16 protein-coding genes, 1 tRNA gene and 1 pseudogene are annotated in these 17,435 nt (G+C 69.8%); 10 read left to right on the forward strand and 8 right to left on the reverse strand.

Annotated elements, in window-relative coordinates:
• Together RYH80_RS10830 and RYH80_RS10835 are read left to right on the forward strand one after the other, a co-directional pair.
• On the forward strand, positions 1 to 975 hold the full coding sequence (locus RYH80_RS10830) for a class 1 fructose-bisphosphatase (RefSeq protein ID WP_370903888.1): 975 nt from the start codon (positions 1 to 3) through the stop codon (positions 973 to 975).
• Between the two features lie 99 nt (positions 976 to 1,074).
• Positions 1,075 to 1,962, forward strand: a complete 888-nt coding sequence (locus RYH80_RS10835; protein ID WP_370903889.1) for a M14 family metallopeptidase — start codon at positions 1,075 to 1,077, stop codon at positions 1,960 to 1,962.
• Between the two features lie 51 nt (positions 1,963 to 2,013).
• Here the strand turns inward: RYH80_RS10835 and RYH80_RS10840 are convergent, their stop codons facing one another.
• Positions 2,014 to 2,850 (reverse strand): PspA/IM30 family protein, encoded by an 837-nt coding sequence (locus RYH80_RS10840; protein ID WP_370903890.1) that lies wholly within the window; start codon positions 2,848 to 2,850, stop codon positions 2,014 to 2,016.
• 151 nt (positions 2,851 to 3,001) lie between these two features.
• Here RYH80_RS10840 and RYH80_RS10845 point away from each other — a divergent pair, with 151 nt between their 5' ends.
• Together RYH80_RS10845 and RYH80_RS10850 are read left to right on the forward strand one after the other, a co-directional pair.
• Entirely contained in the window at positions 3,002 to 3,724 is a 723-nt protein-coding gene (locus RYH80_RS10845) for a CocE/NonD family hydrolase (protein ID WP_370903891.1), read from the forward strand.
• 280 nt (positions 3,725 to 4,004) lie between these two features.
• A complete protein-coding gene (locus tag RYH80_RS10850; protein WP_370903892.1) occupies positions 4,005 to 4,199 on the forward strand; it encodes a cold-shock protein in 195 nt (64 codons plus the stop codon).
• A 355-nt stretch (positions 4,200 to 4,554) separates the two neighbouring features.
• On the opposite strand, the gene RYH80_RS10855 is transcribed toward RYH80_RS10850, so the two are convergent.
• The gene (locus tag RYH80_RS10855; protein ID WP_370903893.1) at positions 4,555 to 6,507 is read right to left on the reverse strand and encodes an ABC transporter ATP-binding protein; all 1,953 of its coding nucleotides are present in this window, start codon (positions 6,505 to 6,507) and stop codon (positions 4,555 to 4,557) included.
• Positions 6,508 to 6,643: 136 nt separating this feature from the next.
• The gene (locus RYH80_RS10860; protein WP_370904703.1) at positions 6,644 to 7,105 is read right to left on the reverse strand and encodes a DUF192 domain-containing protein; all 462 of its coding nucleotides are present in this window, start codon (positions 7,103 to 7,105) and stop codon (positions 6,644 to 6,646) included.
• A 124-nt stretch (positions 7,106 to 7,229) separates the two neighbouring features.
• Here RYH80_RS10860 and RYH80_RS10865 point away from each other — a divergent pair.
• Positions 7,230 to 7,302 (forward strand) — tRNA-Val (locus tag RYH80_RS10865).
• A 156-nt stretch (positions 7,303 to 7,458) separates the two neighbouring features.
• On the opposite strand, the gene aglJ is transcribed toward RYH80_RS10865, so the two are convergent.
• Entirely contained in the window at positions 7,459 to 8,550 is a 1,092-nt protein-coding gene (gene aglJ, locus RYH80_RS10870) for an S-layer glycoprotein N-glycosyltransferase AglJ (RefSeq protein WP_370903894.1), read from the reverse strand.
• A gap of 1,020 nt (positions 8,551 to 9,570) precedes the next feature.
• Between aglJ and RYH80_RS10875 the strand changes: the two genes are divergently transcribed.
• The 5 genes and pseudogenes from RYH80_RS10875 to RYH80_RS10895 all read left to right on the forward strand — a co-directional run bounded on the left by RYH80_RS10875 (position 9,571) and on the right by RYH80_RS10895 (position 14,160).
• Positions 9,571 to 9,741, forward strand: coding sequence for a DUF6757 family protein (locus RYH80_RS10875; protein ID WP_370903895.1), 171 nt, complete (start codon positions 9,571 to 9,573; stop codon positions 9,739 to 9,741).
• Positions 9,742 to 9,958: 217 nt separating this feature from the next.
• Positions 9,959 to 10,831 (forward strand): annotated as a pseudogene (locus RYH80_RS10880) (NAD(P)H-binding protein); the annotation flags it as partial.
• A 332-nt stretch (positions 10,832 to 11,163) separates the two neighbouring features.
• Entirely contained in the window at positions 11,164 to 11,943 is a 780-nt protein-coding gene (locus tag RYH80_RS10885) for a DUF7530 family protein (RefSeq protein ID WP_370904704.1), read from the forward strand.
• A 93-nt stretch (positions 11,944 to 12,036) separates the two neighbouring features.
• Positions 12,037 to 13,362, forward strand: coding sequence for a hypothetical protein (locus RYH80_RS10890; RefSeq protein ID WP_370903896.1), 1,326 nt, complete (start codon positions 12,037 to 12,039; stop codon positions 13,360 to 13,362).
• A 63-nt stretch (positions 13,363 to 13,425) separates the two neighbouring features.
• Positions 13,426 to 14,160, forward strand: a complete 735-nt coding sequence (locus tag RYH80_RS10895; RefSeq protein WP_370903897.1) for a helix-turn-helix domain-containing protein — start codon at positions 13,426 to 13,428, stop codon at positions 14,158 to 14,160.
• 283 nt (positions 14,161 to 14,443) lie between these two features.
• Here the strand turns inward: RYH80_RS10895 and RYH80_RS10900 are convergent, their stop codons facing one another.
• From RYH80_RS10900 to RYH80_RS10915, 4 genes are all read right to left on the reverse strand, one after another.
• Positions 14,444 to 14,686 carry a ferredoxin gene (locus RYH80_RS10900; protein WP_370903898.1) on the reverse strand — a complete coding sequence of 81 codons (243 nt, stop codon included), beginning with the start codon at positions 14,684 to 14,686 and terminating at the stop codon, positions 14,444 to 14,446.
• Between the two features lie 56 nt (positions 14,687 to 14,742).
• Positions 14,743 to 15,549, reverse strand: a complete 807-nt coding sequence (locus tag RYH80_RS10905; RefSeq protein ID WP_370903899.1) for an SDR family NAD(P)-dependent oxidoreductase — start codon at positions 15,547 to 15,549, stop codon at positions 14,743 to 14,745.
• Positions 15,550 to 15,678: 129 nt separating this feature from the next.
• Complete coding sequence (locus RYH80_RS10910) at positions 15,679 to 16,221, reverse strand: chemotaxis protein CheD (protein ID WP_370903900.1); 543 nt, start codon at positions 16,219 to 16,221, stop codon at positions 15,679 to 15,681.
• A 6-nt stretch (positions 16,222 to 16,227) separates the two neighbouring features.
• Positions 16,228 to 17,433, reverse strand: a complete 1,206-nt coding sequence (locus tag RYH80_RS10915) for a chemotaxis protein CheC (RefSeq protein WP_370903901.1) — start codon at positions 17,431 to 17,433, stop codon at positions 16,228 to 16,230.
• Positions 17,434 to 17,435: the final 2 nt, after the last annotated feature.

Raw genomic sequence — 17,435 nt, forward strand, 5'->3', positions numbered from 1 at the left:
ATGGGAGACGACACACCGCGAGCGGCCGACGACGGGGAGGACACCGGCGACACCTCGCGAGTTACCGACGGCGGCGAGCACGCCGACGACGCTCGGCGAGTTACCGACGGCGGAGACGACACTGGCGACGCCACCGACACCGTCGCGCGCGTGTTCGACGCGGTCGCGGATCTCGCTCCAGAGATCCGTGCGAGTCTCCCCGGCCGTCGCCGCTACCTCGACGCCGAGAACCCCTCGGGCGAGACCGTGCTGGCGGCCGACGTCCACGCCGACGAGCTGCTCCGGGAGCGACTGACCGGACTCGACGGTGTCGGCGCGTACGCCAGCGAGGAGGGGGAGTCGGTCGTCGACGCCGGCACGGGTGTGTCGGTGACGTGTGACCCGCTCGACGGCTCCTCGAACCTCACCTCGAACAACGCGATGGGGACGGTGATCGGCGTGTACGACGCCCCACTCCCGGCGTCGGGTCGGGACCTCCTCGCCGCGGGGTACGTCCTCTACGGACCGATCACGACGATGGTCGTCGCCCGCGAGGCAGTGACGGAGTACCTCGTCACCGACGACGGAGACCGCGAGCGACTCGACGACCTCTCTCTGCCGCGCGACCCGACGGTGTACGGCGTCGGCGGGCGTGCGCCCGACTGGCCCGACGGCGTCGCGTCGTACGTCGAGTCGCTGGAGACGGACGGGCTCAAACTGCGGTACGGCGGCGCGATGGTCGGCGACGTGAACCAGGTGCTCACCTACGGCGGCGTGTTCGCGTACCCGACGCTGGAGTCGCGTCCCGAGGGGAAACTCCGGCTGCAGTTCGAGGGGAACCCGATCGCGTACGTCGTCGAGACTGCCGGCGGCCGCTCCTCGGACGGCACGGGGTCGATCCTCGACCGCGAGGCGACGACACTCCACGGACGCACGCCCGTCTACGTCGGGAACGACGAGTTGGTCGAGAGACTGGAGTCGACGCTGTCGGCGTGAGGCGGTCCGGCGGCCGTACCCGTCGGGCAGTGGGTCGCCTCGGCTCGCGCGTCGTGCCGGACCCGTACGGTTGAAATCGGCCACTCACTTACCCGGTGTGTGCGCGTCTACGACGTCGGCGGGGACGACCCCGACTACGCGGTCGTCGCCTGTCTCCACGGGGACGAGCGGTGTGGATTACACGCGGTCGAGTACGTCCGCGAGCACGCCGCCGCGCTGCGGGCTCCAGTTCGTCTCGTCGTCGCCAACGAGCGGGCGGTCGACGCCGGTGTCCGCGCCGTCGACGAGGACTGCAACCGGGTGTTCCCCGGCGACTCCGACGGCGACACACACGAGCGACGGCTGGCGGCACGCGTGCTCGACGCGGTCGCCGGCCGGACCGTGCTCGACCTCCACTCGACGCACTCGACGGCGGAACCGTTCGCCATCGTCGCCCGGGCCGACGACCGCGCGCTGCGACTGGCGGCCGCGACCGGGACCGCACACGTCGTCGACGCCAGCTACGTCGGCGGCGGCCTCTTGAGCCACGTCGACGGTGTGGCGGTCGAGTGCGGGTTGACCGGCACGGACGCGGCCGCGGCCGACGCTGTCCGGATCGTCGCGCGGTTCCTCACCGCCGCCGACGTGCTCGCCGACCCCGACGACCTCCTCGCGCTCGCGGGTGACGACACCACGGGTGGGTGTGGTGGTGACGACCACCCGCAGCCGGACGTGACTCCAGGCGCACTCCCGCCACGCGACCCGGACACCCGTCCGACCGTCTACCGGATCGTCGGCGAGGCCGGCGAGCCGGGCGACGTGTTCGTCGCCGAGAACTTCGCGCTCGTCGCGGCCGGCGAGCGGTACGCGACGCGTGACGGCACGCCGGTCGTCGCCGAGGAGGCGTTCGTCCCCGTGTTGATGTCGACGGACGGCTACGACGACAAACTCGGGTTCAGAGCCCGCCAACTCGGCCCGCTGGCGGGGCTGGGCGACGAGGACGACTGATCGGACGACACGACGCGGCTCGGCGAGAACGTCCGGGGACCGACGGGGGCGTCAGCTGCTCTTCGTCTCGGTGTCGTCGTCGCGGAGTTCTTCGAGTTCCGCCTCGATCTCCTCGTCGGCGGCCTCCGTCTCCAGATCCTCGAGGTTCGCCTCCGTGTCCGTGGAGTCGTCCGGCTCGGGCTCGGTCGTGCTCTTGCCCATCTCGGACTTGAGCGTCTCCAGTTCCGTCTCGACCTCGCGGTCGGCACGGCCCTGCTGGAGTTCCCGGTCGATCTCGTCGCCGCTGGCCATCGCGTCGTCGAAGGTGCCGTTGGCCTGGAGTTCGTCCATCGCCTCCGAGCGCGCCTCCATCTCCTCGGTGCGCTCTTCGGCGCGCTCGATGGCGCGGCCCACGTCCTCCATCTCGTCGCCGACGCCGGACATCGCCTCGTTCGCGCGGTTGGACGCCTCCGCGGCCTCGTAGCGCGCCTTCATCGTCTCCTTCTTCGTCTTGAACTCCTCGATGCGGGTCTGGAGCTGGTTCTTCTTCTCGACGAGTTGGTCCTGCGTACTCTGGAGGTCGGCGATCTGACTCTCCAAGTCCTCGATCTGGCTCATCTTCGACTTCTTCTTCTCCAGCGCCTTCCGCGCGAGATCCTCGCGGTCCTGCTGGACGGCCTCGCGAGCCTGTTCGTTGTGTTTGTCGACGTTGTCCTCCAGTTTGCGCTTCTGCATCTCCAGTCGCTTCTTCTGGGTCGTCAGGTCGGCGATCCCCTGCTTGACCTCCTGCAGCTCGTCGCGCATCTGCTCGTAGCTGTAGTCGAGGGTCTCGGAGGGGTCCTCCGCCCGGTTGAGCACGGAGTTGAGCTTCGACCGGACGACGTACGACGCCCGAGAGAGGATTCCCATACACGGCCATTGGGACTCTACCAGATAAATCCTGATCACACGTCTCGCGACGCTCGACGCTGCCTCCCGCCGACCGGCCGACCGACTCCGATCTCGACGGTCTCGAGCGGACGCCGACAGACTCGTGAGGGTCACGCTCGGATCGGCAGGCGTGACAGACGACACGACGGGTGACACCGGAACCGGTGGGGAGACCGACTCGCCCGCGCAGGAGTCGGTCGTCGTCCCGGGTGGTCGCGACGTGCGCGGGACACTGGATCGTGCGGCGCGCGGCGCGAACCACGCGGTGGACGACGACACCGACCACCGGACGAGCGACGAGACCGCCGACGCCTGTGTCGTCGCGTGTCCGCCACACCCACAGCACCGCGGACACCGGGGTGACGACCGACTCGTCGCCGTCTCGGAGACGGTCCGCGCGGCCGGGATCGACTGTCTCCGGTTCGACTACGGCGACTGGGACGAGGGGTACGGGGAGCGGGCGGACGTGCGAGCCGCCGTCGACTGGGCCCGCGAACGGTACGACTGTGTCGGCCTGTTCGGGTTCAGTTTCGGTGCCACCCTGAGTCTCCTCGTCGCGGGCGAGGACCGGGATGTCGCGGTCGTCGTCGCGTTGGCCCCGACTGCCCGCATCGCGTCGGATCTCGACGCGGTCGCGGCCGTCCCGTCGGTCACCGCGCCGCTCCGGGTCGTCTACGGCAGTCGCGACGACGTGGCCGACTGTGAGCCGGTGGTCGCGGCGGTCGCGGACGCGCGCCGCGCCGGCGCGGACGCCGAGACACGGGAACTCGCTGCGGACCACTTCTTCGTCGGGCAGACGGACCAGGTGGCCGCCGCCGCGGGGGAGCCACTCGTCTCCGTGCTGGCCGAGTGAGTCGCCCGGCGCTCGCCGATCCACCGACACGACGAGACGCCGTCGGCCGGCGTACCGACACGGCCCCTCCGACCGACACCGAGACGACGACCGAGAACTGTGGATTCGAGAGGGTTTCGTCCGGACTCCCGACCGCGCGGTCGGAGATCCTCCCGATTCTCTCCGATACAGAACAAATGTCCACTATTCACAGTCTCCGTGACACACGTGCACACTCTATTCCGGCTGGCGTGGACAGATGAGAAGGGTTATACGTGTGTCCCGCGTTCGTTCGGTTGCAATGGCGAAAGGAAACGTTGACTTCTTCAACGACACAGGCGGCTACGGTTTCATCTCGACGGACGACTCGGAGGAGGACGTGTTCTTCCACATGGAAGACGTCGGCGGTCCGGATCTGACGGAGGGTGAGGAGATCGAATTCGAAATCGAGCAGGCGGACAAGGGCCCGCGCGCGACGAACGTCGTGCGGCTGTAACTCGGCCAGACGCGACCCACAATCGACTGTGCTGCGACTTCTCTTCGGACGCGACACGAGGTAGCGACGGCGTCGTCGGTGAGACGCGACACGACTCGCACAGCGGTGGTGCCGGTCGTGGTCGCGGCAGAGCGATCCAGTGCGGAGCGGTGGCGGTACGGAGCAGTCGCGGAGCGGTGGCGGTAGCGGTCGCGGAGCGGTAGCGGTGGCGGAGCGGTGCGGCTGCGGAGCGGTCACCGCCAGCACACCCACCGCGAGCGCGCCGAACGGCGCGCTCGCGGCCCTTTTTGGCCGAGCTTTTTTCCTCGGGTGGCCGCCGCAGGCGGCCACCCCGAGGAGTCAAAAAGGTCGGTCTTCAGTCGTCCGTCGCCTCGGCGCTGGTGCGACTCGCGCGTTCGCTGGCGCGTTCGACGAACTCCTCGGGGAGCTCGTCGATCTCGCCCGCCTGGACGCCCCAGAGGTGGGCGTACAGCCCGTCCTCGGCCAGCAGGTCCTCGTGACTGCCGCGTTCGACGATCCGGCCGTCCTCCAAGACGACGATGGTGTCGGCGTCCTTGATCGTCGACAGCCGGTGGGCGATGGCGAAGGTGGTGCGGTCCTCGGTGAGTTTGTCCAGCGAGCGCTGGATCAGCATCTCCGTCTCCGTGTCCACGTCCGAGGTCGCCTCGTCCAAGATGAGGATCTCCGGGTCCTTCAGGACGGCGCGGGCGATGGAGAGCCGCTGGCGCTGCCCGCCCGACAGCTTCACGCCGCGTTCGCCGATCTCCGTGTCGTACCCCTCGGGGAGGTTGGTGATGAAGTCGTGTGCCTCCGCGACCTTCGCGGCCTCGACGATCTCCTCGTGGCTCGCGTCGAAGGTGCCGTACTCGATGTTCTCGGCGACCGTGCCGTAGAACATGAAGCTCTCCTGGGAGACGTAGCCGAGCGACTGGCGGAGACTCGGGATCGTCACGTCACGCAGGTCCTGGCCGTCGATCTCGATCGCTCCGTCGTCGACGTCGTACATCCGGAGGAGGAGCTTGAGGACGGTGGACTTCCCGGCACCCGTCGGCCCGACGAGTGCCATCGTCTCGCCGCCACCCACCTCGAAGCTCACGTCTTCGACGATCGTCTCCTCGTCGTCGTAGCCGAACGTCACGTCGTCGTAGACGATCTCGCCGTCGGTGACTTCGAGTGCCTGCGCGTCCGGGTCCTCGACGATCCGGGAGGGCTCGTCCATCAGCCCGAAGATCCGCGCCGAGGAGGCACGCGCCCGCTGGTACATGTTGATGATCTGGCCGAACTGCGCCATCGGCCAGATGAACCGCTGGGTGAGGGTGATGAAGATGATGAACTCCCCGATGGAGACGGTGCCAGCGAACGGACCGGGAGCGCCGTCGAACACCCACAGGCCGCCGACGAGGAAGGTCAACACGAAGCCGACGCCGGCGATGACACGCAGTCCCGGGAAGAACTTGATCCGGGTGGCGATGGCGTCCCAGTTGGCGTCGAAGTAGTCCATCGACACGTCGTCGACGCGGTCGGACTCGAACCCCTCGGTGTTGGAGGTCTTGATCACCTGGACGCCGCCGAGGTTGTTCTCCAGTCGGGAGTTGAGCTGTCCGACCGACGAGCGCACGTCGGCGTACTTCGGCTGGATCGTGGAGATGAACCGCCAGGTGAAGAAGGCGATCAGCGGGACCGGTACCAACGCGACGAGCGCCAGCTGCCAGTTGATCGAGAAGAGGATGGCGGCGATGGCGATCACCATCACCGAGAGCCGGAAGAAGGAGTTCATCCCGTCGTTGAGGAACCGCTCCAGGCGGTTCACGTCGTTCGAGAGGATGGACATCATCTCGCCGGTCTGCTTGTCGGCGAAGAAGTCCATGTTCAATCGCTGCATCTTGTCGTACGTGTCGGTCCGCACGTCGTGTTGGATGTTCTGCGCGAAGGAGTTCCACCCCCAGTTCCGAGACCAGTGGAAGGAGGCGCCACCGAAGAAGCCGAGCCCGATCAGCCCGATGGAGAGGTAGAACTGGCCCATCTGGGTGGCGGGGACGACGGCCTCCAGCCACGGCGTCGGGAGGCGTGTCAGTCCGTGGACGGACTCGACGTACGTCGTCTCGTCGCGGAAGATGGAGTCGACCGCGACCCCCAACACGAGTGGGGGGACGAGGTCGAGCACGCGAGCGACGACGCTCGCGACGAAGCCGACGACGAACTGGAGAGTGTTCTCGCGACCGTACTCGCCGAACAACCGACGCATCGGATTGTCCGTCTTCTCGCGGACGTCTTCGAAGGGGTCGTCTTCCTCAGCGGGGTGACTCATGGGGTACGAGACGGTGGTGTCCCAGTCACTAAATCCTTCGCTTCGTTTCGAAACACGGGGGGTTCTGCCCTGCCGGAACGGGTGGCTGCCGGCGGGACCGTCCCATCCGACGTGGGTCGTGGGCGGCCGACGCGACTCACTCGGCCGCCCGACCGGGCCACGAGAGCGTGTCGCCGACGGTCACGCCCGTCCGGTTCGTGTAGCCGTACGGCACTTCGAGGACGTACTGCCCCCGCCCGCGGTAGCGTTCCAGTGCCGATTCGGGTGTGTTCGGCGGCGGGAGTTCCGCGTGGTGGACTCGTGTGACCGTCCCGTTCGGGGCGACGAAGAGGATGTCCAGCGGGAAGGCCATGTCACGCATCACGTAGGCGTACTGCCCCGGCGCGTCGTGGACGAACAGCATCCCCTCGTCGTCGTCCAGCGAGTCGGTGGCCGAGAGGCCGACGTAGCGTTTGCGGCTCGTGTCGGCGATCCGCACGTCGACGGTCGCGAGCGTCGTCCCGTCCTCGTCGGCGACGGTCACCGTCGTCCGCTCGTACTCGCTCGGAGCGAGGAGTCCCGGGGCGAGCGTGACCGCCACGCCGCCGGCTACCAACAGGAGCAGCACCACGGTGACGACGAGGCGTCTGCGTGCCACACGACCATCTGGTGGTGAGTCGCCGAAAGCGTGTCGACAGACGAAAGGCAAACGTTATTCTTCGTCGTGTGTCAGTGTCGACAGCGGGCTCGTGGTCTAGTGGTTATGACGCTTCCCTTACAAGGAAGAGATCGGCGGTTCGATCCCGCCCGAGCCCATGCGAGGCGGATCGAGCCCTAGTCGCGCGCAGCGAACGTCGTGAGCGAGCACGTCTGGTTCCGGTTCGATCCCGCCCGAGCCCATGCGAGGCGGAGATTCTGATCGCTCGGTGTTACAGGCCGGCACTCGACCGGTGGTCGGACCCGTCGCGGAAGTCAGTCGTCGCCGGGGTCCGGTTCTGCGTCTGCCGGCGCGTGTTCGCGTCCGAGTTCTTCGGCAGCGTCCCCCGCCGTCGCCGTGTCGTCGGCCGCCGCCGTACCCTCGACGGCCGTCTCGCGCGTGGTCGCGCCGACACCCGTGCCCGTACGCTCGGGGTCTGCCTCCGGGACGCGCTCTTCCAGTGCCTCGACGCGGTCGAGCATCTCCCCGTGGAGCGTCACGACCAGGTCCGACAGCGCGGCGAAGATGAGGAACTGGATCCCGAGGATGATCGCGGTTCCACCGGCGAACGCCAGCACCTCGTGGGAGATCCGGTTGACGAACCAGTCGTAGGCGACGAACGCCTCGACGGCGACTCCGAGGAGCCCGACGGCGACCCCGAGACTCCCGAAGTAGAACAGCGGGTTCGCCGTCTTCGCCTTCCGGTACAGCGCCGCGAGGATGATCCACCCGTCTTTCACCGGGTGGAGGTTCGTGCTCGACCCGTCCGGTCGCGGGAGATACGTGATCGGGACGACCTCGACGGCGATCCCACGGCGCGCACACTCCACGCACATCTCCGTCTCGATACCGAACCCGTCCGCGAGCAGGCGGAGTCGCCGGAACGACGCGACGGTGAACGCCCGGTACCCCGAGAGGATGTCCCCGTAGTCCTCCCCGTGGATCACCCGGAACAGCCAGTTGAAGATCGAGTTCCCGACGTCGTTGAACCGCGTCATCGCGTCCTCGTGCATCTCGCCGTACCGGTCGCCGATCACGTGCTCGGCGCGGCCCGCGAACAGCGGCTCCAACATCGCGTCGGCGTCCTCCGGCCGGTAGGTGCAGTCGGCGTCCGCCAGGAGGACGTACGGCGTGTCCACGTGCTCGCGGACCCCCTCGCGAATCGCCTGCCCCTTCCCACTGCCGGACTGGACGACGACTCGCGCGCCGGCCTCACGAGCGATCTCCCGCGTCCCGTCGCTCGACCCGCCGTCGACGACGAGGACGTTCTCGAACCCTGCGTCCCGGAACCCCTCGACGACCTCCCCGACCGTCTCCGACTCCTGGTAGGCGGGCAACAGGACACAGACTGCGTCGCGATCCATCACACGCCAGTCGTCTCGGGAGGGTGATAGGCCTTCCCCACCGACCTTTTTCACTCCTCGGGGTGGCCGCCTGCGGCGGCCACCCGAGGAAAAAAGCTCGGCCAAAAAGGGCCGCGAGCGCGCCGTTCGGCGCGCTCGCGGTGAGTGTGCTGGCGGCGACCGCCACCGCACCGCTCCGCGCCACACCGCTGTCGCTCTCCACCGCACCGCACCACTACCGCACCGCTCCGCCCCGCCACCGAACCTCCTCGCCCCGCACCGCCATCGCCCCGCACCGCACCACTACCGCACCGCTCCGCCCCGCCACCGAACCTCCTCGCCCCGCACCGCCATCGCCCCGCACCGCACCACTACCGCACCGCTCCGCCCCGCCACCGAACCTCCTCGCCCCGCACCGCCATCGCCCCGCACCGCACCACTACCGCACCGCTCCGCCCCGCCACCGAACCTCCTCGCCCCGCACCGCCATCGCCCCGCACCGCACCACGACCGCCCCGCAACCGCACCGCCCCATCCCTACACCGCCCCAGCCCCGCACCGCCATCGCCCCGCCCCGCACCACGACCGCCCCGCAACCGCACCGCCCCATCCCTACACCGCCCCAGCCCCGCACCGCCATCGCCCCGCCCCGCACCACGACCGCCCCGCAACCGCACCGCCCCATCCCTACACCGCCCCAGCCCCGCACCGCCATCGCCCCGCCCCGCACCACGACCGCCCCGCAACCGCACCGCCCCATCCCTACACCGCCCCAGCTCCGCACCGCCCCAGCCCCGCACCGCAACCGCCTCCATACGGAGACTGCTACGGCCAGTCTCTCCGAGACCACCGTTTCGCCTGCAGACGGTCGTCGACCCCCGGGCGGATCCACCCGAGACACCACCGACTGCCCCCACCTCACGCGCCACGGTGCCCACCGACTGGCACCTACGCCGGACGAGTCCGACGGCCGTCGGACGGACGCGAGACGCTCCGTCCGCCGCCACCACGAGGTTGATACCCGACGAGCCCCTCAGACCGACTATGCAGTGTCACTACTGCGACGAGGACGCGGCCTACGCCGCCGAGTCCGACGGGCTCCGCGTCGGTCTCTGCGAAGACCACTTCCGCGAGCGCGTCGAGGAACTCGCCGAAGACGAGGGCCTCGAACGCGTCCGCGAACAAGTCGACGTGCGACAACCCGACCACGAGTAGGCACCCGCCGTCGTCCACACGGACGCTGCCCCGCTGTCACCTCCGGCGCGCCACGGCACCCCACCCGCTCGACTCCTCACCCGCACCTGTCGCCGCCTACCGTCTGCCCTCTCCCGGTTACTCCTCCCCTCGTCGGACGAGCGGACGCTCGACCACCCGTGACCACCCGGCGGGGCCTCGGCAAACGGTTATGTGAGTTCGTGACGAATAGGCACACATGGACGTACTCGTCACGGGAGCCACGGGGTTCGTCGGGAGTCGACTGGTCCCCGCGCTCCGTGACGCCGGACACACGGTGACGGCGCTGGTGCGGGACGTCGACCGCTACGACGCGCCCGAGGGGGTCGCGGTCGCGGAGGGTGATCTGCTGGAACCGGGCTCGTTCGAGTCGGCGCTCGCGGGGCAAGACGCCGCCTACTACCTGGTCCACTCGATGGGGTCGGGCGACGACTTCGCCGAACGCGACCGGCGGGCCGCACGGTACTTCACCCGCGCGGCGACGGACGCGGGCGTCGGCCGGGTGATCTACCTCGGCGGACTGGGGGACGACGACGACCGCCTCTCGGAGCACCTCCAGTCGCGTCGCGAGGTGGAGTACCTGCTCGCCGACGGCGGCCCGGCGGTGACGACGCTGCGTGCGGGGATCCTCGTCGGCGAAGGAGGTATCTCCTGGCGGATGGTCCGCCAGTTGGCCGAGCGGCTCCCGGTGATGGTGACCCCGCGGTGGGTGAACACCCGCTGTCAGCCGATCCACGTCGACGACGCGGTGGCGTACCTCGTCGGCATCCTCGAACACCCCGAGACGGCCGGCGAGACGTACGAGATCGGCGGCCCCGACGTGCTCACCTACGGCGAGATGCTGCGACGGACGCGCGAGCTGATCGGCGGCCACCTCCTCGTGATCCCCGTCCCGGTGCTCACACCGCGACTCTCTTCGCGGTGGGTGAGTCTCGTCACCGACGTGGACGCGCCGGTCGTCCGGCCGCTCGTCGAGGGGCTCCGCAACCCGGTGGTGGTGACGGACGACTCCATCCGCGAGTACGTCGCCCCCGACCTCACCTCGTTCGACGACGCCGTCCGACTGGCGCTGGCACGCCGTGCCGCCGAGACGGGGACCCGTCGCTACGACCACGTCGCGGGCGTCGAGGCAGTCCGCGACGGCGCCGCGCCGACGACGGGGGCGACCACGGGCGGCGGTCGCGCGCGGCGGGCGGCCGCCGACCCCGACCCCGACCCCGACCCCGGCTCCGAGACGGAAGTCGTAACCGACGGCGCCGGTGACTCGTCGGACCGAGGGTCCGAGACGTGAGCCGGGAACCGACCGACGAGACACCCGACGGGAGCGCCGCGACCGAGACGACCGACGGAGCGACCGACGCGGATCCGACGGACGACGGCGACGCGCCAGTTCCGGACGGCGGTCTGGGGACGCGGACGGCGCGTCACCCCGGCGAGACGGAGGAGCCGGCGTTCGGGGAGACGTGGGTGTACGAGAGTATCGTCAGCGCGCTCCCGGGGGCGAACCTCGCGGGTGCGCCGGCCGTCGCGCTCCAGTTGGGTGTGTTCCTCGGCGCGATGGTGATCGTCGCGGCCGCCTACGGACTCTGGCAGGCGGTCGTCCCCGGCGTCGCGGCGGTCGCCGTCGCCGCCGTCGGGAGCTACCTCATGTTGCGTCTGAGCGAGGCGTCCCGCACCGCCGCGGCACCGAGCCGCTACTACCGGCTCCTCTTCGGGTCGAGTATCGAGGTCGTCCTCGCGGTGCTCGCCTTCATCGCACTGCTCACACACCTGTTCGTCTACGAGCCACAGTTCGCCGGCGAGGCGCCGCCGCTGGCGGCGATCCTCCCGCTGCCGGTCGAGCCGGCGACGGAGCCGCTCGTGACGGCGCTGTTCGGCGAGGAGCCACCCGTCGTCGCGGTGTACCTCACGCTGTTGGTGTTGTGGGACCTCTGTTACCGGATCGGCACCTCCTGGTGGGCGGCGGTCGTCTCGCTGTACCGCGAACTGCGGCTCTCCGACGGCACGGAGACGGCGACGTTCCGGCGGCTGGACGTGCTGAACGTCGGGTTCGCCGCGACACAGACCCTGTTGCTCCCCTTCCTCTTCGACCGCCCCGTGTTGCTCGTCGCCGTCGGCGGCCACGTCGGCGCCGTCGTCGTCGTCTCCGGGGCCGCCGTCCTGTTGTCGCTCCGGAACGACTGACGCCGCTCGACGGCTCTCCTCCGTCGGTCGATCCGTGTCCGTCCGTCGTCGCCCGTCCGGAGGTTCAAGTGGGTTAGCGCCCACCTCCAGTCGATGAACGACGAGTCGTCGGACGGCGGTGCCGCGGACGACGATCCTGCCGTCTCGGCCGGCCAGCGACCCGACGACGCCGGGTTCGAGTGGGTCGAGGAGCCGGCGCGCGGCACCGACTCGTCCGGCGACGTAGCCGGCGCCCCCCTCGATGGCGCAGCCGGCGGCCGAGCAGACGACGGGCCGCCCCAGTCCGGTGGCGGCCCGGCGCCGGGGACTGTCGACACCGAACCGGAGGAGTTCGCGGACGACGAGCGACGCGTCGGACTCGACGACGTGGACTCGGAGCCACTCGGCGGCTGGGACGCGGTCCCGGACGATCCGCCGAGCGAAGAGACGATCGGAGCGACGAGATCGGACGACAGTGTCGAGACATCGACCACGGAGAGCTCCCCGACCGAACGGGCGCCCCACCCCGCCGCTCGCGGAAGTCGCTCCGACGCGGACGCTGCACCGTCTGCCGTGCCGCGACCACCGGCCACGTGGCGCGAGTCGGACCCGACGGGTGCCCGTTGGTGGCGCGCGCTGTACCGTGGCACACAACTGTCCGCGCTGGTCGTCCTCGCGTGGTCGGTGCCGCTCGCGGCGTTCGACCTGACGACACGGCTGGCACCGGGTGCCGTCTCGCGTGGGACGGCCGTCGCCGTCGTCTGCCTCGCCGTCGTCGCCGTGCTGGTGCGGTTCCTGGTCTTACCAGTGGCGCTGTACCGCGACGCGACGTTACTGCGTCGCGCCGACGCCGTCCCGTGGGAGCCGGACCGTCGGTTCTACCTCCTCGTCGGCGCGCTCGCGGCGACCCCGACGTGTCTGTACTACCTCTACAAGCGCGGCCGCTACGTCGGGAACCCACGACTCCGGCTCGGCGGTGCCGTCGTCCGCTACGAGTCACAGAGCGTCCGGTCGAACTGGTGGGTCGCCGTCGCCGTCGCGACGGTCGTCGGTCCGGTGACCGACGTGCTCGGCGTCGCGACCGGCGGGCTGTCCTCGCCGGTCGGTGCCGTCCGCGTCGCCGTCGGCGGCCCACTCCTGTCGTTGACGAGTGTCCGGACCGTCGTCGGAACGTTCGGCGCACTCCCGACGCCCGTCGACGTGGCCGTCGGCGCGCCGGTCCTCGCCGTCGGCGGCGTGGTCGTGACGCTGCGACTCGCCGTGTTGCCGGTGGCCTTCTACCGCGACGCCACCGCCGTCCGGCGGTCCGACGCCGACTGGGAGCCGCTCGCGCTGTGGTACGCTCTCGCCGGCTGGGTGTTCGCCGTCCCGACCGCGGTCGTCTACCTCGCCCGCCGCCTGACGTACACCGACGTGTCACTCACCGGGCGGGACGCCTGACCGACGCCGTCGGGGGTGTGTGCGTTCGGAAAACCTTTCGGCGCGACCGACCGACGGCGAGGTATGGACACCGCGAGTGGGGCGACGGCGGACGCGGCGGACACGCCACGGGCGCGTCTGGCACGACGGATCGCGGGCGAGATCACCCTCTCGGAGGACCCCGGCGCCACGCTCCGGAAGTGGCGCACCGACTTCGGCGTCTCCCAGACGGAACTGGCGTCGGTGATGGACGTCTCCTCGTCGGTCGTCTCCGACTACGAGAGCGGTCGCCGCGCCTCACCGGGCATCGCCTTCGTCTCCCGCGTCGTCGCGGCGCTGTTGGACATCGACGAGTCGCGCGGCGGCGACCGCATTCGCCAGTTCGCCCGCGTCGTCTCCGCCGGCTTCGAGTCCGACATCGTCCGCGACATCCGCGAGTACCCCGCCGCACGCCCGACGACGGACGTGTACGAGGCGTTAGACGCCACCGAGGTCGCGGCCGGCGACCGCGACACCGTCAACGGCCACACGGTGATCGACAGTATCGAGGCGATCACGTCGCTGTCCAGCGAGGAGTTCTACCGCCTCTACGGCCAGTCGACGGACCGCGCGCTCGTCTTCACCGAGGTCACCCGGGGGGAGTCCCCGCTGGTCGCGCTGCGGGTCGTCACCCCGACCCCCAACGCCGTGATCCTCCACGGCGTCGACGCCGCCGACCTGTGGGAACACGCCCCGCGACTCGCCCGCGCCGACGGGTTCTCCCTGGCCGTCTCCACCGCACCGCTCGAGACGGCGTTGGAGAATCTCAGAGCGCTGTAAACCGACCTTTTTCACTCCTCGGGTGGCGCGCCCCGCGCGCCACCCGAGGAAAAAAGCTCGATCAAAAAGGGCCGCGAGCGCGCCGTCCGGCGCGCTCGCGGTGGATTGCGGTGCAGCGACCGCGACCGCACCGCTCCCGCACTACCCCCCACTGCGCCGCACTGCGCCGCACCGTTCCGCAACCGCACCGCTCCCGCACCACGCCGCACCGTTCCGCAACCGCTCCGCACTGACCGACCGCCCGACGCCGACCTGCCGAGGTTCCGACCCCCGAACGTGACCCTCAGACGATCTGCTCGCCGTCCTCGTCGTACACCGCGATGGCGTCCACCGGACACGTCCGCGCGGCGAACTTCGCGTCCAACTCCGCCCCGTCCGGCACGGGCATCGAGAACACCTCCTCGTCGATCTCCTCTGCACCGGGCAGATCCGCCTTCCCGGCGTCCCGGTTCTCCTCGAACGCGTCCCACTCCGCCACGCACTGGTACATCCCCACGCACACGTCGCGGTCGAACTCCACTCGCATACCGGACGTAGGGGACGCCACGGACAAAACCTCTCGCTCTCCCCGTGACGACCCACTCACGGCGGGTGCTCGCGCGGTCGGAGATCGACCTCGTGTGACCACGCCGTCGCCGGCTGCTCGACCACGTCGAGCACTGCCTCCGCGACCGTGGTCGGCGACATCGTCCGCTCCAGATCGGTCGTCGCGTCCGCCGGTGGGATCGTCCCACCGACGGCGACGTAACAGACGTGGACCCCGTCCGGCCCCGCTCGTCGTGCGAGCGAGCGCGCCAGTCCGCGCGTCCCGAACGCCGCCGCACCCCACCCTGGGAGCCGCTCGCTGCCGTCGTGCGCGTACGTCGTTCCCGTGAAGACCACCGTCCCCTCGCCACGCTCGCGCATCGCTGGGAGCACAGCCGCCGCGAGGGTCCCACCACCCTCGATCCGTGTCCGGACGGGGCGCGCGAACGTCTCGGCGTTCTCGAGTGTTCCGCCGGTCGCACTCGCGTTGTGGACCACCACGTCGACTGGGCCGTACTCGTTCTCGGCGGTCTCGACGGCTCGCTCGACGGCTGTCCCGTCGGTCACGTTCGCCTGGACGGCCAGCGCCTCGTACCCGTCCGCACGCAGTTCGGCCGCCAGCGACGAGACGTACTCCTCCGACCGCGCCACCGCCACCACCGCGTCGCCCGCCCGAGCGAACACCCGTGCGAGTCCCGTCCCCAGCCGCTCGCCGACACCGGCGAGCAGCACCGTCCGCCGATCCGTCGTCGTCCCGCCGGTCCCACCGCCCGTGTCCGCCGTCGTCCCGCCGGTCCCACCGCTCGTGTCCGCCGTCGTCCCGCCGGTCCCATCATCCGTCTCCGTCGAGGTGTCGTCGGTCACACTCGCCGCTCGCTCGCCCACGACAAGAGTGTTCGCCGAACGCCAGTCACGTACGTGGTCCGACAGGAAGGACGCTCGTGAGAGGTGAGAACGCCGAGCCGGCGAGCTCAGACGGGGTTCTCTCCGGTCTCACAACACACGCCGGTCGCCGTCCGCACTGGAGACGGCGAGTTCCCCCGCCGCCGGCTCGAACTTCAGCGAGCGCCCGTTACTCCCACCGGTGTCGCTCCCCTCGATGGGAACGTTCCGCTCGTCGAGTGCCCGCTCGGCCGCCGCGACGTTCTGCTCGCCGACCGAGGCGCTCTCCGTCTCCAAGTCGAGCATCGAACTGGCACCCGCCAGTTTCGCCCGGATCGAGCGCCGCGAGGCACCCGCACGGTCGAGTGCCGCGAGCATCTCGTCGATCCCCTCGACGACGAACTTCTCCGGCGGTCCGGGGTGGTCCGCGGACTCGGGGAGCATCGCGTGGAGCAGCCCACCGATCCCGGTCGTCGGGTCGTACAGCGCCACGCCGAGACACGACCCCAACCCACTGGTGACCAACACCACGTCACGGTCCGTGACGTGGGCGTCGGAGACGCCGACCTTCAGGCGCTCCTTCCCGTCGTCGTGTAGCCCGCTCCCCGACGCCGTGTTCGTGCGACCGCCGACCCCCGAGTCGGAACTCCCCATGTGGTGTCAGAGTGCTCCGTCTGCGCCGACCGACGCCTCGGTGTCGATGTTGTCCAGTGCCGCCGCGAGTTCGTGTTGGTCCGGCAACGCGTAGATGTCACACCGCACGTCTCCGTCCGGCGTCCGGATCGTCGAGTCGATGATGAACGCGTGTTCCTGCGTCCGGCCCAACCGACTCACCAGCGGGTCCATCACGGCCGACCCCATGTCGTGGATGAACTGGGGTGGCGTGTGCTCGATACTCGTCTGGAGCACGTTCGCCCACCCGTCGATGAACCCGCTCGTCATGATGTTGCCCAACTCACGGAGCGCGCCACGTTCCATCTCGCCGATACCGGGCTCCGTCTCCGTCGGGATCATCCCCTGGGCGACCTCCTCGGCGGAGGCCTCGTCGAACAGGATCGCGAGGTAGCCGCTCGGGTTCCCGTGGAGTTCGAAGATCGTCCCCGCGACGGTGTCGTCGCCCACCTCCGAGGGGACGTCCTGGATCGGGACGAACCGGAGCCGCGACACCTCCACGTCCGTCTCCGTCCCGGTCATCATGGTGATGTTGTCGGCGGCGCTCGTCGCCCCCTGTTTCGTCATCTGGTTGAACTCCGGCAGCTTCTCGACGGGAATCGCCGGGGCGCTGCCGCCGCCGGTCCGCTGGAGCATCTCCGTGAACCCGGCGTACTCCGGCAGCATGTAGATCGTGAACTCCAACTCGTCGGACAACGAGCGGATCTTCGACTCGAACATGAACACGCCCGAGCGATCCGTGTCCAGGGCACCGTCCGGGAGGATGTCCGTCCCGCTCGCGCGGACGTACGACGGCGGCGTCATGTCGATCCCGACACCGAGGTGGTCCGCCCACCCGTCGATGAACCCACTCGTCATGATGTTGCCGGCCTCCTGAACCCCGCTGCGAGCGAACGCCTCGTCTTCGATCGAGCCGTCGCCGGGCATCAGCTTGTCCAACAACACTTCGGCGGCGTCCGTCTCGAAAGCCATCACGGTCTGGCCCGCGATTCCACCCTCCAAGCCGACCTCGACGCCGACGAACTCGCGGCCGGTGAAGGTGTCACGCAGGTCGCCCGCCGCCATCAGTGTCACGTCCGTCACGTCGACGTACACGTCCGTCCCGGTGAGCGTGCCCAGCGAGTCGGCGGCGGTGCTGGCTCCCTCGCTGGCGAGCCGGCTGAACGTCTCCAGCGACTGGATGTCGACGTACATTC

The sequence above is a fragment of the Halobaculum sp. MBLA0147 genome, from assembly GCF_041361345.1.
Lineage (GTDB): Archaea > Halobacteriota > Halobacteria > Halobacteriales > Haloferacaceae > JAHENP01.

Bases quoted from the DNA above. Each gene is read 5' to 3' on its own strand.
- RYH80_RS10855 (WP_370903893.1), bottom strand. From the start codon at position 6,507: ATGAGTCACCCCGCTGAGGAAGACGACCCCTTCGAAGACGTCCGCGAG.
- RYH80_RS10895 (WP_370903897.1), top strand. From the start codon at position 13,426: ATGGACACCGCGAGTGGGGCGACGGCGGACGCGGCGGACACGCCACGG.
- RYH80_RS10900 (WP_370903898.1), bottom strand. From the start codon at position 14,686: ATGCGAGTGGAGTTCGACCGCGACGTGTGCGTGGGGATGTACCAGTGC.
- RYH80_RS10910 (WP_370903900.1), bottom strand. From the start codon at position 16,221: ATGGGGAGTTCCGACTCGGGGGTCGGCGGTCGCACGAACACGGCGTCG.
- RYH80_RS10915 (WP_370903901.1), bottom strand. From the start codon at position 17,433: ATGTACGTCGACATCCAGTCGCTGGAGACGTTCAGCCGGCTCGCCAGC.
- RYH80_RS10875 (WP_370903895.1), top strand. From the start codon at position 9,571: ATGCAGTGTCACTACTGCGACGAGGACGCGGCCTACGCCGCCGAGTCC.
- RYH80_RS10840 (WP_370903890.1), bottom strand. From the start codon at position 2,850: ATGGGAATCCTCTCTCGGGCGTCGTACGTCGTCCGGTCGAAGCTCAAC.
- RYH80_RS10890 (WP_370903896.1), top strand. From the start codon at position 12,037: ATGAACGACGAGTCGTCGGACGGCGGTGCCGCGGACGACGATCCTGCC.
- RYH80_RS10830 (WP_370903888.1), top strand. From the start codon at position 1: ATGGGAGACGACACACCGCGAGCGGCCGACGACGGGGAGGACACCGGC.
- RYH80_RS10850 (WP_370903892.1), top strand. From the start codon at position 4,005: ATGGCGAAAGGAAACGTTGACTTCTTCAACGACACAGGCGGCTACGGT.